The sequence below is a fragment of the Cytobacillus sp. NJ13 genome (assembly GCA_030348385.1).
GTDB lineage: Bacteria > Bacillota > Bacilli > Bacillales > Cytobacillaceae > Cytobacillus.
The window spans coordinates 3,507,424-3,522,389 of the sequence record JAUCFP010000006.1; the positions used below are offsets into that span (position 1 = coordinate 3,507,424).

The 14,966-nt window shown below is 45.5% G+C and carries 14 protein-coding genes, 3 tRNA genes, 1 rRNA gene, 1 other RNA gene and 1 other annotated feature; of the genes, 4 read left to right on the top strand and 15 right to left on the bottom strand.

Translation table 11 applies throughout. The features are described from left to right. Positions 1-59: 59 nt before the first annotated feature. The 10 genes from QUF73_17580 to tadA all read right to left on the bottom strand — a co-directional run bounded on the left by QUF73_17580 (position 60) and on the right by tadA (position 6,579). A tRNA-Ala gene (locus QUF73_17580) sits at positions 60-135 on the bottom strand. Positions 136-146: 11 nt separating this feature from the next. Then, a tRNA-Ile gene (locus QUF73_17585) sits at positions 147-223 on the bottom strand. Positions 224-312: 89 nt separating this feature from the next. Continuing rightward, positions 313-1,862: ribosomal RNA gene (locus tag QUF73_17590) — 16S ribosomal RNA — on the bottom strand. Between the two features lie 276 nt (positions 1,863-2,138). Next, positions 2,139-2,402: a pro-sigmaK processing inhibitor BofA family protein gene (locus tag QUF73_17595; GenBank protein MDM5227947.1), complete on the bottom strand. Its 264-nt coding sequence runs from the start codon at positions 2,400-2,402 to the stop codon at positions 2,139-2,141. A gap of 121 nt (positions 2,403-2,523) precedes the next feature. Beyond that, complete coding sequence (locus tag QUF73_17600; GenBank protein ID MDM5227948.1) at positions 2,524-2,742, bottom strand: YaaL family protein; 219 nt, start codon at positions 2,740-2,742, stop codon at positions 2,524-2,526. A gap of 17 nt (positions 2,743-2,759) precedes the next feature. Further along, complete coding sequence (gene recR, locus QUF73_17605) at positions 2,760-3,356, bottom strand: recombination mediator RecR (protein ID MDM5227949.1); 597 nt, start codon at positions 3,354-3,356, stop codon at positions 2,760-2,762. Between the two features lie 162 nt (positions 3,357-3,518). Continuing rightward, on the bottom strand, positions 3,519-3,842 hold the full coding sequence (locus tag QUF73_17610) for a YbaB/EbfC family nucleoid-associated protein (GenBank protein ID MDM5227950.1): 324 nt from the start codon (positions 3,840-3,842) through the stop codon (positions 3,519-3,521). A gap of 22 nt (positions 3,843-3,864) precedes the next feature. Continuing rightward, the gene (gene dnaX, locus QUF73_17615) at positions 3,865-5,562 is read right to left on the bottom strand and encodes a DNA polymerase III subunit gamma/tau (GenBank protein ID MDM5227951.1); all 1,698 of its coding nucleotides are present in this window, start codon (positions 5,560-5,562) and stop codon (positions 3,865-3,867) included. Between the two features lie 136 nt (positions 5,563-5,698). Beyond that, positions 5,699-5,963, bottom strand: an RNA gene (ffs, locus tag QUF73_17620) — signal recognition particle sRNA large type. 79 nt (positions 5,964-6,042) lie between these two features. Then, positions 6,043-6,579 carry a tRNA adenosine(34) deaminase TadA gene (gene tadA, locus QUF73_17625; protein ID MDM5227952.1) on the bottom strand — a complete coding sequence of 179 codons (537 nt, stop codon included), beginning with the start codon at positions 6,577-6,579 and terminating at the stop codon, positions 6,043-6,045. An 83-nt stretch (positions 6,580-6,662) separates the two neighbouring features. Between tadA and QUF73_17630 the strand changes: the two genes are divergently transcribed. The 4 genes from QUF73_17630 to QUF73_17645 all read left to right on the top strand — a co-directional run bounded on the left by QUF73_17630 (position 6,663) and on the right by QUF73_17645 (position 10,063). Beyond that, positions 6,663-7,232 (top strand): isochorismatase family cysteine hydrolase, encoded by a 570-nt coding sequence (locus QUF73_17630; protein ID MDM5227953.1) that lies wholly within the window; start codon positions 6,663-6,665, stop codon positions 7,230-7,232. Between the two features lie 46 nt (positions 7,233-7,278). Next, positions 7,279-8,565: a glycoside hydrolase family 18 protein gene (locus QUF73_17635; GenBank protein ID MDM5227954.1), complete on the top strand. Its 1,287-nt coding sequence runs from the start codon at positions 7,279-7,281 to the stop codon at positions 8,563-8,565. 191 nt (positions 8,566-8,756) lie between these two features. Further along, on the top strand, positions 8,757-9,398 hold the full coding sequence (locus QUF73_17640; protein MDM5227955.1) for a deoxynucleoside kinase: 642 nt from the start codon (positions 8,757-8,759) through the stop codon (positions 9,396-9,398). Further along, complete coding sequence (locus tag QUF73_17645) at positions 9,395-10,063, top strand: deoxynucleoside kinase (protein MDM5227956.1); 669 nt, start codon at positions 9,395-9,397, stop codon at positions 10,061-10,063. The genes QUF73_17640 and QUF73_17645 overlap by 4 nt, the downstream gene beginning before the upstream one ends. Positions 10,064-10,180: 117 nt before the next feature. Here the strand turns inward: QUF73_17645 and QUF73_17650 are convergent. The 5 genes from QUF73_17650 to QUF73_17670 all read right to left on the bottom strand — a co-directional run bounded on the left by QUF73_17650 (position 10,181) and on the right by QUF73_17670 (position 14,925). After that, positions 10,181-10,273 (bottom strand) — tRNA-Ser (locus QUF73_17650). 88 nt (positions 10,274-10,361) lie between these two features. Beyond that, positions 10,362-11,639 carry a serine--tRNA ligase gene (gene serS, locus QUF73_17655; protein MDM5227957.1) on the bottom strand — a complete coding sequence of 426 codons (1,278 nt, stop codon included), beginning with the start codon at positions 11,637-11,639 and terminating at the stop codon, positions 10,362-10,364. A gap of 52 nt (positions 11,640-11,691) precedes the next feature. After that, positions 11,692-11,916, bottom strand: a binding site (T-box leader). 61 nt (positions 11,917-11,977) lie between these two features. After that, positions 11,978-12,565 carry a pyridoxal 5'-phosphate synthase glutaminase subunit PdxT gene (pdxT, locus tag QUF73_17660; protein ID MDM5227958.1) on the bottom strand — a complete coding sequence of 196 codons (588 nt, stop codon included), beginning with the start codon at positions 12,563-12,565 and terminating at the stop codon, positions 11,978-11,980. A 12-nt stretch (positions 12,566-12,577) separates the two neighbouring features. After that, positions 12,578-13,459 (bottom strand): pyridoxal 5'-phosphate synthase lyase subunit PdxS, encoded by an 882-nt coding sequence (gene pdxS / locus QUF73_17665; protein MDM5227959.1) that lies wholly within the window; start codon positions 13,457-13,459, stop codon positions 12,578-12,580. A 161-nt stretch (positions 13,460-13,620) separates the two neighbouring features. Further along, the gene (locus tag QUF73_17670; GenBank protein MDM5227960.1) at positions 13,621-14,925 is read right to left on the bottom strand and encodes a D-alanyl-D-alanine carboxypeptidase family protein; all 1,305 of its coding nucleotides are present in this window, start codon (positions 14,923-14,925) and stop codon (positions 13,621-13,623) included. Positions 14,926-14,966: the final 41 nt, after the last annotated feature.

The window sequence follows — 14,966 nt, forward strand, 5'->3', positions numbered from 1 at the left end:
CTTCATTAACATTATCTAGTTTTCAAGGAACAAAAAATAACGAATGGAATCGTTATGGTTGGTGGAGCCTAGCGGGATCGAACCGCTGACCTCCTGCGTGCAAAGCAGGCGCTCTCCCAGCTGAGCTAAGGCCCCGTTATATGAGATGGTGGGCCTAAATGGACTCGAACCATCGACCTCACGCTTATCAGGCGTGCGCTCTAACCAGCTGAGCTATAGGCCCACATAATAGGTAAAGTATTAAAATGTGAGAGATTGAACTCTCAAAACTGAACGAACAAAACACGTCACGTTTCATGTAAATATCCTTAGAAAGGAGGTGATCCAGCCGCACCTTCCGATACGGCTACCTTGTTACGACTTCACCCCAATCATCTGTCCCACCTTAGGCGGCTGGCTCCAAAAGGTTACCCCACCGACTTCGGGTGTTACAAACTCTCGTGGTGTGACGGGCGGTGTGTACAAGGCCCGGGAACGTATTCACCGCGGCATGCTGATCCGCGATTACTAGCGATTCCGGCTTCATGCAGGCGAGTTGCAGCCTGCAATCCGAACTGAGAATGGTTTTATGGGATTCGCTTAACCTCGCGGTCTCGCAGCCCTTTGTACCATCCATTGTAGCACGTGTGTAGCCCAGGTCATAAGGGGCATGATGATTTGACGTCATCCCCACCTTCCTCCGGTTTGTCACCGGCAGTCACCTTAGAGTGCCCAACTGAATGCTGGCAACTAAGATCAAGGGTTGCGCTCGTTGCGGGACTTAACCCAACATCTCACGACACGAGCTGACGACAACCATGCACCACCTGTCATCCTGTCCCCCGAAGGGGAACGCCCTATCTCTAGGGTTGTCAGGAGATGTCAAGACCTGGTAAGGTTCTTCGCGTTGCTTCGAATTAAACCACATGCTCCACCGCTTGTGCGGGCCCCCGTCAATTCCTTTGAGTTTCAGCCTTGCGGCCGTACTCCCCAGGCGGAGTGCTTAATGCGTTTGCTGCAGCACTAAAGGGCGGAAACCCTCTAACACTTAGCACTCATCGTTTACGGCGTGGACTACCAGGGTATCTAATCCTGTTTGCTCCCCACGCTTTCGCGCCTCAGCGTCAGTTACAGACCAAAGAGTCGCCTTCGCCACTGGTGTTCCTCCACATCTCTACGCATTTCACCGCTACACGTGGAATTCCACTCTTCTCTTCTGCACTCAAGTTCCCCAGTTTCCAATGACCCTCCCCGGTTGAGCCGGGGGCTTTCACATCAGACTTAAGGAACCGCCTGCGCGCGCTTTACGCCCAATAATTCCGGACAACGCTTGCCACCTACGTATTACCGCGGCTGCTGGCACGTAGTTAGCCGTGGCTTTCTGGTTAGGTACCGTCAAGGTACCGGCAGTTACTCCGGTACTTGTTCTTCCCTAACAACAGAGTTTTACGATCCGAAAACCTTCATCACTCACGCGGCGTTGCTCCGTCAGACTTTCGTCCATTGCGGAAGATTCCCTACTGCTGCCTCCCGTAGGAGTCTGGGCCGTGTCTCAGTCCCAGTGTGGCCGATCACCCTCTCAGGTCGGCTACGCATCGTCGCCTTGGTGAGCCGTTACCTCACCAACTAGCTAATGCGCCGCGGGCCCATCTGTAAGTGATAGCCGAAACCATCTTTCAGCTTTCCCTCATGTGAGGGAAAGAATTATCCGGTATTAGCCCCGGTTTCCCGGAGTTATCCCAGTCTTACAGGCAGGTTGCCCACGTGTTACTCACCCGTCCGCCGCTGACTTCAGGGAGCAAGCTCCCATCTGTCCGCTCGACTTGCATGTATTAGGCACGCCGCCAGCGTTCGTCCTGAGCCAGGATCAAACTCTCCATATAAGAGTTGATTAAGCTCATAAATTGTCTTTTCAAAAAAGACTAAAGAATTAACGTTGACGTTTTTGTTCGTTCAGTTTTCAAAGATCAATCCGTCGCTCAGAAGCGACTTTATTAATATATCATTCTCATAAATCAATGTCAACATCTTTTTTAAGATGTTTTTTCATTGCGTCGTGGTGACGACCTTTAATATATTATCACCAGCAAAAAGAACTGTCAACAGATTCACTAAAAAAATTTAATAAATAAAAACAGCCGCTTCGAACGGCTGCCCAATTACATAATCCATGTCTGTATGGCAACAAGCGCAAACAATCCAGGAATGCCTAGAAATCCGGAAATGGCCGAAGTGGCAAGGTTTATGGGAACATATATGCCAACCTGATTGCCAAATGCATTTAAGAAAAATAAAAAGAGGGCTCCTATGATCAGTTTAATGGCTCCCTGCCCTATGAACCTTACTGGTTTTAATGGGGCTCCTATAAATAGAAGCAATAAGATTAACCCTCCTAAAATGGAGATTACTGCAATAGGGTCCAAAAGAAAAATCCTCCTCTCAGGAAACTTGTACTACTAATTTATGATTAGCGCGTACAAAAAAGACCTTAGAGGAGGACAAGTATTTTGTAATGATTGATTTTCTTTCCGCAACGGGAACAAACTACATTCTGACTCTTACATTTCTCTTTTTAGCTTCCCTGAATAGAAAAAAGTATTTAGCTTCGGCCAGCTTTGCCTGGCTGATTGCTTCCGGGGAAGGATCAAAGCTTTTTTCCACTAGCGATTTCTGGTTGTTCCAATCTGTTTTCAATCTGTTCAGCTGCTCCAAAAGCTTCTCATCAAACTCGCTGCGAAGCCATCCTTTCCTGCGAAAAAACATAAATTCAGCCTCCGTGCTTAAACTTCTCTTCTGCCCTCTAACGCTTTTGAAAGCGTTACTTCATCCGCATATTCCAAGTCTCCGCCTACTGGCAGGCCATGGGCAATCCGGGTAGCCTTTATGCCGGATGGCTTGATCAGGCGGGAGATATACATGGCTGTTGCTTCCCCTTCAATATTTGGATTGGTGGCAAGAATAATTTCCTGGACTGTTTCATCCTGAAGCCTCTTCAATAAATCAGGAATATTGATATCTTCAGGCCCAATTCCATCCATTGGAGAAATGGCTCCGTGAAGGACATGATACAGTCCGTTATATTCCTTCATCTTTTCCATGGCAATAACGTCTTTCGGATCCTGGACCACACAGATTACTGACCTGTCGCGTCTCTGATCCTCACAAATATAACACGGATCCTGATCAGTGATATGGCCGCAGACAGAGCAGTAAGATAAATTTCTTTTCGCATTGACAAGTGCCTTGGCAAAATCCAGCACAGTATCTTCTTTCATACTCAAAACAAAAAACGCCAGACGCGCAGCCGTTTTTGGGCCGATTCCGGGCAATTTCATAAAGCTGTCAATCAGCTTTGATATCGGTTCAGGATAGTGCATGTATGATTTCCTCCTATATGAAAAGGAAAAGCGCCGCGAGCATGACGGCCTGATGTAGATTCCCATCAGACTATGTTCGCTGGCGCTCAGCCTGTCCGTTCTTTCGTGCATATCTCTATTATAGATAAAACATGCAAGAAAGCACTCTTTCAGGACGTTTGATTAAAACATTCCCGGCAGGTTCATTCCTTTAGTAAATTGGCCCATTGTGTCGTTTGTTAAGTCATCCGCTTTTTTCAGCGCATCGTTAGTTGCCGCCAGAACAAGGTCCTGAAGCATTTCAATATCTTCCGGATCAACAACTTCTTCTTTAATGTTTACTTCTAATACTTGTTTATGTCCGGATACAACGACAGTCACCATTCCGCCGCCAGCTGTTCCTTCAATTCTTTTTTCGCCAAGCTCTTCCTGTGCCTGAGCCATCTTCTTTTGCATTTTCTGCATTTGCTTCATCATATTTTGCATATTTCCCATTCCACCGCGCATTTTACATACCTCCAGCTATTTTCTATTCTTTAATTTCAATTAGTTCAGCGCCAAATAACTTGACCGCTTCAGCCACATGGGGCTCTTCCTCAGTTCTGCCGAAGCCCTCGCCAGACTCATCTCCGTCACGCTGGCTGCGCAGGAAATCCTCCCTGACACTTTGCCATTGTTCATCCGGAATGCCTACCAGCTGCAATCTTTTTCCTAATAGCTCAAATAGGACATTCGCCAGTGTATCCAGGAATTTCGCATTATCCATGGCCATCTGACAGTGGATTTCATATTTGAACTTTACGATAAGAGCTGTTTCAGATGCGGCAACAGGTTCTGCTTCATTGAGAAGCGCCGCCTGGGAACGCATCTGGTTTTGAACAAGCAGGTTCAGCATTTCGCCCCAGCGGCTTTTGACAGCCACCAGGTCGTTTTTCGTTGCCTGCTTCAGTACTTCATTCACTTTTCCAACTGGTGCCTGGAATCCTTTGCGTGAACTTCTCTGCGGCTTTTTCTGTACAGCAGGAGCTCCATCATCTTTCACCGTTATGCCGTTTTTCTTTAATTCCGACAGCTCATGCTGAAGCTGTTCAATTTTTTGCATCAGCGGCTTGATGTCTGCAGACTGTCCGGATTTCTCATTCTGTTCAAGCTGGCACAGCTTCACAATCGCCACTTCCAGGAAAATCCTCGGATGGTTGGTCCATCGCATTTCCTGCTGGGCTTTGTTCAGCACCCCAATCAATTCATAGAGCTCTTCCGGCTCCACTTCCTGGGCAAGCTGCTGGAAGTCTTCATCGAGCATGACTCTTTCCAATGATTCCTCCAGCCTCGGTGCTGCTTTATATAAAAGCATATCCCGGTAATACAGAATAAAGTCTTCTATAAAGCGGGATGGATCTTTCCCCTGAAAAAGAAGCTCTTCCAGAAATTCCAGCCCGGACGCGGCATCCCTGTCTTTAACCGCTCTTGCCAGTTTATTTAGAAACCCTTGCGACACAGCGCCTGTCACAGACAGGGCATCTTCAATTGTAACGCGATCCTGGCTGAAGGAAATTGCCTGATCAAGCAAGCTAAGAGCATCACGCATACCGCCTTCTGCAGCTCTCGCGATGATCTGCAGTGCCTGGTCCTCATATGCTGCATCTGTTTCATCCGCAATCAGCTTCATTCTTCCTGTTATCGCCTGAGCCGTAATCCGTTTAAAATCAAATCGCTGGCATCGGGAAATAATCGTTAGCGGAATTTTATGAGGCTCCGTTGTGGCTAAAATAAAAATGACATGCCTAGGCGGCTCTTCAAGCGTCTTTAACAGGGCATTGAAAGCTCCAATGGAAAGCATATGCACCTCATCGACGATGTAAACCTTATACTTTACAGCGTTTGGGGCATATTTCACTTTGTCCCTGATATCCCTGATTTCTTCTACACCATTATTGGATGCAGCATCAATTTCAATGACATCAGGGATCGAACCGTCTGTAATGCCTCTGCAGGCTGCACACTCATTGCACGGTTCAGTGACAGGTGCCTTCTCACAGTTAACAGCCTTTGCAAGAATTTTTGCTGCACTTGTTTTACCTGTTCCGCGGGGGCCGGAAAACAAATAGGCGTGTGATATCTTCTCCTGAAGCAGGGCGTTTTGCAAAGTCTTTGTCACATGTTCCTGCCCGACAACATCGATAAACTGCTGCGGACGCCAAACACGATATAAAGCTTGATAACTCACTGACACGCCCCCTTCCTATGTATAGTCCTTCATCTATTATAACGTATCTAAATTCCTTTTTACAAAACCTAGAGCAAATAATTACAACAAAAAACCCATCCCGCAAAAGGATGAGTTTTAATTACAATATAAACTGCCGTGCACCTTCCGTCGACTGACGCCCATAGGCGTTACTTAAGCAGTTAGCTCGGCCCAGGCAACCCTGCGGCACATGGGAGCTTCCACTTAATGCTGCTTCCTTCCGGACCTGACATGATTCATGGATTCCCATTGCGCAGGACCCGGGCGTCAACACCACTTACTTAAGGCAGGCCCTACAGGACATCAGCCTCGGGAAGGGATTCAGCCTCGCTAGAGCGGATTGCGAGTACAGGGCACCGCTACCTCCCCGCCTAGCACGGCAAAGTTGATACCATATTAAGTTGCGTCTTTGTCCGACGCATTTATAAGTATACTAACATTTAGATGAAAAAGCAATGCCTAACCATTGTCAATTCCTGTATCATGTTCCATCTGCAGCAATTGCCTTCTTTTTTTCTCTTCTTTCTTGCGCTTTCGCAACCCTCTGAAAAAGCTCGAAAGCATCTCGCCGCATTCTTCTTCCAGCACCCCTGGCACAACTTCACTCTGATGATTGAACCGCTCATCCTGCAGTAGATTCATAAGCGTTCCGGCACACCCTCCCTTTGGATCCTTAGCCCCATACACCACCTTTTTGATGCGCGAGAGAATAATGGATCCCGAGCACATCGGACAAGGCTCTAAAGTAACATAAAGAACAGCATTCTCCAGCCGCCAGGTTCCGAGGTTTTTGCATGCCTGATCAATAGCAAGCAATTCTGCATGCGCAATCGCAGTCTGATTCACTTCTCTCAGGTTATGTGCCCGGGCAATGATTTCCCCATCCAGGACAATGACTGCGCCAATTGGAACTTCTTCCAGACCTTCCGCCAGCTTTCCTTCTTTAATGGCCTCCTGCATATACAGTTCATCTTCAGTGAATGATGCTTGCCTCATTTATCTTCATTCCTTCTCTTAACATCTGTGTAAAAGCCGCCCCTTTTACAAAAAATATTCTTAAAGGAGCGATACCATGAAAAATAACGCAAACCTGTAAACCGGCTCTTATCATTATTGACATGATTAACGACTTTAATTTTCACCATGGAAAAATCCTTGCTGACAAAGCTTTAAATATCGCAAAACCCATCAATGAATTAAAGACCGCTTTTCATGAGCAGGATCTCCCGGTCATTTATGTGAATGATCATTATAATCTCTGGCAGGCTGATCTGGATACAATTATGAATCATTGCCGCAATTCTGTCAGTGCACCTATCCTTCATGAGATGCACCCATCGCCGGATGATTATTTTTTAATAAAGCCAAAGCATTCCGCTTTTTATGGCACTGCCTTAAATACTCTTCTGCACCAGCTCGGCGTCAATATGCTTGTCATAACGGGCATCGCGGGCAATATCTGCGTCCTATTTTCGGCCAATGATGCCTATATGAGAGAATATCATTTACATATACCGCATGACTGCACCGCTTCTAATGATGACCACGATAATGAAAATACCTTAAAGATGATGGAAAACGTATTAAAGGCCAATATATCTTCCTTCTCTGACAACAATTATAACATTTCTTCTATGTTTCCTTCATAAAATGGCAGTAGTGTTCTAAGACGTGTTTTTCAGGGAGGGAGATAGATTGCAGATTCATGTGATCCAGCAAAACCAGTCTTTGTTCGGCATTGCCCAGGCATATGGTACGACGGTTGAAGATCTGATAGAGGCAAATGAAATTCCCAATCCAAATAATCTGGTGATCGGCCAGACACTTGTTATTCCGATAATTGGAAGATTTTATTGGGTTCAGCCCGGTGACAGCCTTTACTCAATTTCAAGAATGTTCGGCATTTCTTATCAGCAGCTCGCATCTGTCAATGGCATTTCGGTGAACCAGCCGCTGCAGGTGGGGTTCCGCCTTTATATCCCGCCACGCCCGAAAACGAACGCAGAGTTCAATGCCTATGTGGAGCCAAGAGGCGATACAGTCGCCCCTGAACTGGTAGAAAGCGCAAGAGAGGCTGCGCCTTATTTGACCTATCTGGCACCATTCAGTTTCCAGGCCCTTCGAGATGGTTCTTTGAAGGAGCCGCTTCTGAATGATTTCCCGGCTATTGCGAGAGCCAATAATAATGTATTGATGATGGTTATTACCAATCAGGAAAACGATCAGTTCAGTGATGAACTCGGCAGGATATTGTTAAATGATATGGAGATTCAGGATGCATTCCTTGATAACATAACCGCTACCGCAAAAAAGTATGGTTTCAGGGATATTCATTTTGATTTTGAGTTTTTGCGCCCGGCGGACCGGGAAGCCTATAACAACTTCCTCAGAAAAGCAAAGGCGAGATTCAGTCAGGAGGGCTGGCTGATTTCTACAGCATTGGCGCCGAAAACAAGTGCAGAACAACAGGGTCTCTGGTATGAAGCACATGATTATAAAGCACATGGAGAGATAGTTGATTTTGTGGTGATCATGACCTATGAATGGGGCTACAGCGGCGGTCCGGCAATGGCCGTTTCCCCAATTGGCCCTGTGCGGCAGGTATTGGAGTATGCGATCAGTGAGATGCCTTCTTCCAAAATTATGATGGGCCAGAACCTATATGGTTATGACTGGACACTTCCTTTTGTTCAGGGCACCACCGCTAGAGCAGTCAGTCCGCAGCAGGCCATTCAAATCGCTGCAGAGAATAATGTAGCCATTCAATATGATTACCAGGCGCAGGCGCCATTTTTCAACTACACAGCACCTGACGGCAAAAGGCACGAGGTCTGGTTTGAGGATGCACGCTCCATCCAGGCCAAATTTGATTTAATCAAAGAACTGAAGCTGCGGGGTATGAGCTACTGGAAACTCGGCCTGTCTTTCCCGCAAAATTGGCTTCTGATTACAGAAAACTTCAACGTGACAAAAAGAGCTTGATCTCTCAGCAGCTGCCGCTCAAAGGCAGCTGTTTTTTTATTATTCAGATTTTATATGCTTGTTTTCATATTTCCAGCTTAAATTCCATATCCCTTCCACTCCATACTGTGTTAAAATAAGCTTTGTGTCGTTTTGGAACGTACCTATAAATAGTTTCTATAGATCAATAAGCAATGCAGGAGGACGATCATATGGGGGGAATACCTTTTATTACTGTAGAGGGGCCGATTGGCGTTGGGAAGACATCTCTCGCTAAAGCGATTTCTGAAAAATTTCAGTATGCACTTCTAAAAGAAATTGTTGATGAAAATCCTTTTTTGGGTAAATTCTATGAAAACATTGAAGAATGGAGCTTCCAGACTGAAATGTTTTTCCTCTGCAACCGCTACAAACAGCTGGTTGATATCAACAATCACTACTTAGCTCAAAATAAGCCTGTTGTGGCTGATTATCATATTTTCAAGAATCTGATTTTTGCCCAGCGCACATTAAATCAGAATGAGTATCAGAAGTATTTGAAGATCTATGACATTCTGACGGGTGATATGCCAAAGCCAAATGTTATTATTTATCTCAATGCAAGCCTTGAAACACTGCTCGACCGAATCGAGCTGAGGGGCCGTGAAATTGAGAAGAATATCAGTCCATTATATCTCGAGCAATTATCCCTTGATTATGAAACGGCTATGAATGAGTTCGAAAGGCAGCACCCGGATATTCCAGTGATCCGTTTCAATGGAGATCAGCTGGATTTTGTGAAAAACGAAGCAGACTTAATGCATATATTCGAAACATTGTCGACATCATTAAAAAAGAGGAGCATACACTTATGAATCTAAGGCAAAAATACGAGATTCCTTCAAACGCCGTGATCACGATTGCCGGAACCGTCGGAGTCGGAAAATCAACGATGACCAATGCGCTTGCGGACGCACTGGGGTTCCGAACCTCTTTCGAAAAGGTTGATACGAACCCTTACCTGGATAAATTCTATGCAGATTTCAACCGCTGGAGCTTCCACCTGCAGGTATATTTCCTAGCTGAACGATTCAAGGATCAGAAGCGCATCTTCGAATATGGCGGCGGCTTTGTTCAGGACCGTTCCATATATGAAGACACAGGCATTTTTGCGAAAATGCATTATGAAAAAGGCACCATGTCCAAGGTCGATTACGAAACTTACACCAGCTTATTTGATGCGATGGTGATGACACCTTATTTCCCGCACCCTGATTTGCTTATTTATCTGGAGGGATCCCTTGATGACATTCTTTCCCGCATCCAGGAGCGCGGCCGTCCGATGGAGCAGCAGACGCCTATTTCCTACTGGGAAGAGATGCACCAGCGCTACGAAAATTGGATCAACAGCTTTAACGCGTGCCCGGTCCTGCGCCTGAATATCAACGATTATGACATCATTCAGAATGAGCAGTCCATTGAGCCGATTGTGGAACGCATTTCTTACTTCTTAAGACAAACTCAATTATTAAAAAAATAACCGCCATTATCGGCGGTTTTTTGTTGCAAGTTTTCATATAACAAAAAAACCGCTGCGGTTATCAGCGGTTTTTTATGTATCTCCAATATTTATGCGCGTGTTAGATGTCAATTAAAATGGAGGAGGAAAGGGGATTCGAACCCCTGCGCGGTTTGACCCGCCTGTCGGTTTTCAAGACCGATCCCTTCAGCCGGACTTGGGTATTCCTCCGCATCGACAAGAAATACTATATCATTTCTAAATAAGCATGTCAACAATATTTTTATAAAAAAAGAGCGGATCAAAATCCGCTCTTCAATTAAGGCTTAATTACTTCGCGTTTGCCCATATATGGACGCAATACTTCCGGAATGATGACACTTCCGTCAGCCTGCTGGTAATTTTCTAGAATAGCTGCCACCGTGCGGCCGATCGCAAGGCCAGATCCATTCAGTGTGTGCACATGCTCCGGCTTGCCTTTTGCCTCGCGGCGGAAGCGGATATTTGCTCGTCTTGCCTGGAATCCTTCAAAGTTACTGCAAGAAGAAATTTCTCTGTACGTGTTATAGCTTGGAATCCAAACTTCGATATCGTATTTCTTCGCAGCTGTGAATCCAAGATCGCCCGTGCACATGCTCATCACACGGTATGGAAGGCCAAGCATCTGAAGGACTTTTTCCGCGTGTCCAGTCAGCTTTTCAAGTTCATCATAAGACTCTTCCGGCTTAACAAATTTCACAAGCTCGACTTTGTTGAACTGGTGCTGGCGGATCAGCCCGCGAGTGTCACGTCCGGAAGAACCCGCTTCAGAACGGAAGCATGCGCTGAATGCCGCATAGTTAATCGGAAGCTCGTCTGCATTCAGAATTTCTTCCCTGTGCATATTGGTGACAGGCACCTCAGCGGTTGGAATCAGAAAATAATCTTCGCTTTCAATTAGGAAGGCATCTTCCTCGAATTTCGGAAGCTGTCCTGTTCCTGTCATGCTTGCACGGTTGACCATATACGGAGGAAGAACCTCCTTATAGCCATGCTCGTCTGTGTGCAAATCAAGCATGAAGTTGAATAAGGCGCGCTCAAGGCGGGCACCAAGGCCTTTGTAGAATACAAAGCGGCTGCCTGTTACTTTGCTGGCACGTTCGAAATCAAGGAGATCAAGATCTGTCGCAACATCCCAGTGCGGCTTTGGCTCGAAATCAAATTCACGGACTTCTCCCCATTTGCGGATTTCCACATTATCATCTTCTGTTTCGCCGACAGGCACGCTTTCATGCGGAATGTTCGGGATGCTCAGAAGCAATTGGTCCAATTCTTCCTCGACCGTGCGGAGCTCCTCATCCAATGCTTTGATTTTATCGCCGACTTCTCTCATTTCAGCGATTAAATGGTCTGCATCCTGCTTTTCGCGCTTTAAGGCAGCCACCTGCTGGGATACTTCATTTCTTTTGCTCTTCAGCTGTTCTGCTTCTACTATCAGTTCACGTCTTTTTACATCGAGATCTTCAAATTTTCCAAGATCGGTTAAATCTTCGCCACGGTGCTGAAGCTTGTTTTTCACTTCTTCAAAATTGGCTCTTAAAAACTTAATGTCCAGCATTTTTAGTACCTCCTAAAAAATAGTTTAAAACACAAAAAACTCCCGTCCCCAAAAAAGGGACGAGAGTTACCCGCGTTGCCACCCTAGTTGAAAGCCTGAGCTTTCCACCTTAAATCCATAACGGTTTTAACCGAAAGCATTTACTTTTCCCGGACAGTTCCGGGTGTTCCATGCTTTGCTCGAGGATGGATTCACAGGGTTTATTCACCGGTTCCCACCAGCCACCGGCTCTCTTTAGAACAAAGTTCCTGTTACTAGTTCCTCTCATTGCTTTACAGCTATAAGAATTTTGTAATTCATAATGTACTACAATTATGTTCCTTTTGCAACCAAAATATTCAAATTGTTACTTGCTTGGACTCTTTGATCATTTCAACGAAATAGCCTGTCAGGCGATGGTCATCCGTCAGTTCAGGATGGAATGAGCATCCGAGGAATCTGCCTTCACGTGCTGCTACAATCCGGCCGTTGTGCTTGGCCAGGATTTCAACATTCTCGCCAGCCTCCACAATATGAGGGGCACGAATGAATACAGCCGCAAAATCTTCTGCCACTCCGGCAATATCAAGATCAGCCTCGAAGCTTTCGCGCTGGCGGCCAAATGAATTTCTTTCCACCCGGACGTCCATCACACCGATATGCGGTTCATCATAGCCAATGATATTATTTGCAAGAAGAATTAAGCCTGCACATGTTCCGAACATCGGCTTTCCTGATTGCGCAAACTCCATTAGGCTGTCCATAAAATCATATTTATCAATCAAGCGTCTCATGGTCGTGCTTTCGCCGCCAGGCAAGATAAGCCCGTCAACCTCGTCAAGCTGCTCTTTGCGTTTGATGACTACAGCTTCGGCGCCGCATGCTTCTACAGAAAGAACATGCTCTCTGACTGCGCCCTGCAGCCCTAATACTCCAACCTTTATCATGTTCAATTCTCCTTACCAGCCGCGCTCCTGCATACGAGCTTCAGGAGCCAATGAAGAAATTTCAATTCCCTTCATCGGTGTGCCTAGTTCTTTTGAAAGTTCAGCAATTAATTTGTAGTCCTGGTAATGTGTAGTTGCTTCCACAATGGCACGTGCAAATTTCGCAGGGTTTTCAGATTTGAAGATGCCTGATCCTACGAACACTCCGTCAGCACCAAGCTCCATCATTAGAGCTGCATCTGCAGGTGTTGCAACGCCGCCTGCTGCGAAGTTTACGACTGGAAGGCGTCCAAGGCTCTTGATTTCCAAAAGAAGCTCATATGGCGCTCCCAGAAGCTTAGCTTCCGTCATTAATTCATCTTCGTTCATGCCGACAACCTTGCGCACCTGTGCATTCACCTTGCGGATATGGCGGACAGCTTCAACGATGTTTCCAGTTCCAGGCTCACCCTTTGTGCGAAGCATGGAAGCACCTTCACCAATACGGCGTGCTGCTTCGCCTAAGTCACGGCATCCGCAAACGAATGGAACTGTGTAGTCTCTTTTATTAAGATGGTATTCTTCATCAGCAGGAGTTAAAACTTCACTCTCATCTATGTAATCGACACCCATCGCTTCAAGCAGACGAGCTTCTACAATATGGCCGATACGCGCTTTTGCCATTACCGGGATTGAAACTGCACCCATTACTTCTTCCATAATACGCGGATCTGCCATGCGTGCCACACCGCCGGCTGCACGGATATCAGAAGGAACGCGTTCAAGTGCCATAACTGCTACTGCACCAGCTTCTTCTGCGATTTTTGCCTGCTCGGCGTTAACAACGTCCATAATAACGCCGCCTTTTTGCATTTCTGCCATTCCCCGTTTAACACGATCTGTACCTGTCTTCATGTTTATCCCCCTTCGTAAATACCATCTGCTTTGGATGGGTTAAATATTATGATAAAAATCAGTTTTCAAAAAAAGGAAAATAGATTATTTTACCCGGAAGTTTCCCTATTGAAAATATGCAATGAAAAAGGGCTCCTGTCAAGACAGGAAAGCCCTTTTTCTTAAAACCAACCTTTTACAGTTGAGGAAACACTTCCCCAAACATCCCCGAAGAAACCGCCGATGCTGCGCATAGTCAGCACGAACCAGTTTGCTTTTTCAACACTTTCAGCAGCTACAACATCCACTTGAATATTGCCTTTGCCTTTATCGGACAAGAACTCAATCTTCCCGTCCTCTTTCGATTCAATCGTTAGATAGCCGATTTTTTCTCCTTTTTTAATAGGAGCGGTCAATTCGCCGTTTTCATTTAATTTCTCTTTATCAAGAACAAGAACTGGCTTATAGTTTTCTTTTTCACCGTTTCTCACTACCATTTCGATTGCCTCTTTAGAAGAAATCTTGACTTTGTCTTCTTTCCCTTTTGTTACAGGCACTGTTTTCTGGCCTTTCACCTGATAATTGGCAGGAACGATTTCTTCTTTCGTGAAGTTGCTGAAACCAAAGTCGAACATTTTCTTAGTTTCATCGAATCTGGATTTGTAAGTAGCCTGGCCATTCGCACCTTTAGCGTTCATGACAACACTGATGTAGCGGTTGCCATCTCTCATGGCTGTACCGGTAAAGCAGTACCCGGCAAAGTCAGTCGTACCTGTTTTAAGGCCATCCGCACCTTCATAGCCATATACTAGCTCTGGAAGCATCCAGTTCCAGTTTTCCATTTTAATTTCATCGTCTGTACCCTCTCTGAACGTCTTTCTAGGGGTACTTGCTGTTTCCAATACTTCAGGGAATCGGTTAATCAATTCTTTGGCCAGCATCGCTGTATCTTTTGCTGACATCACGTTTTCTTCTTCAGGGCCGCCTGCAGGAGGAGATCCTTTTAAATCACGGTTGTTTAAACCGCTGGAATTGACAAATTTATAATCCTTTAATCCAAGCTCTGCAGCTTTTTCGTTCATCATTTTAACAAAGTTTGTCTCTGAACCGGCAATCGTTTCTGCAATTGCGATGGTTGCACCATTTGCAGAATAGATCGCCATTGCTTCATACAATTCACGGATATTGTATTTGCCATCTCTTCTTAATGGGACATTTGATAGATTGCGATCCTGTGAAACTTTCCATACGTATTCACTTACTGCATATTCCTGGTCCCACTTTACTTTGCCTTCTTCAACGGCTTCAAGAAGCAGGTATTCTGTCATCATTTTAGTCATACTGGCAATGCCCAGTACTTTATCCGCATTTTTTTGATATAAAATTTTTCCGGTCTCTGCATCTACTAAAATAGCAGCATCTGCATTGATATTTAAGATATCTTCTGCATGAGCTTTATGTATACCAGGTAAAAGACCTAATATCATGACCAAGGCAAGGAATCCAGCGATAGACTTACGGTACAATG

Bases quoted from the DNA above. Each gene is read 5' to 3' on its own strand.
- QUF73_17600 (MDM5227948.1), bottom strand. From the start codon at position 2,742: ATGTTTTTTCGCAGGAAAGGATGGCTTCGCAGCGAGTTTGATGAGAAG.
- recR (MDM5227949.1), bottom strand. From the start codon at position 3,356: ATGCACTATCCTGAACCGATATCAAAGCTGATTGACAGCTTTATGAAA.
- QUF73_17610 (MDM5227950.1), bottom strand. From the start codon at position 3,842: ATGCGCGGTGGAATGGGAAATATGCAAAATATGATGAAGCAAATGCAG.
- tadA (MDM5227952.1), bottom strand. From the start codon at position 6,579: ATGAGGCAAGCATCATTCACTGAAGATGAACTGTATATGCAGGAGGCC.
- QUF73_17640 (MDM5227955.1), top strand. From the start codon at position 8,757: ATGGGGGGAATACCTTTTATTACTGTAGAGGGGCCGATTGGCGTTGGG.
- QUF73_17645 (MDM5227956.1), top strand. From the start codon at position 9,395: ATGAATCTAAGGCAAAAATACGAGATTCCTTCAAACGCCGTGATCACG.
- serS (MDM5227957.1), bottom strand. From the start codon at position 11,639: ATGCTGGACATTAAGTTTTTAAGAGCCAATTTTGAAGAAGTGAAAAAC.
- pdxT (MDM5227958.1), bottom strand. From the start codon at position 12,565: ATGATAAAGGTTGGAGTATTAGGGCTGCAGGGCGCAGTCAGAGAGCAT.
- pdxS (MDM5227959.1), bottom strand. From the start codon at position 13,459: ATGAAGACAGGTACAGATCGTGTTAAACGGGGAATGGCAGAAATGCAA.
- QUF73_17670 (MDM5227960.1), bottom strand. From the start codon at position 14,925: ATGATATTAGGTCTTTTACCTGGTATACATAAAGCTCATGCAGAAGAT.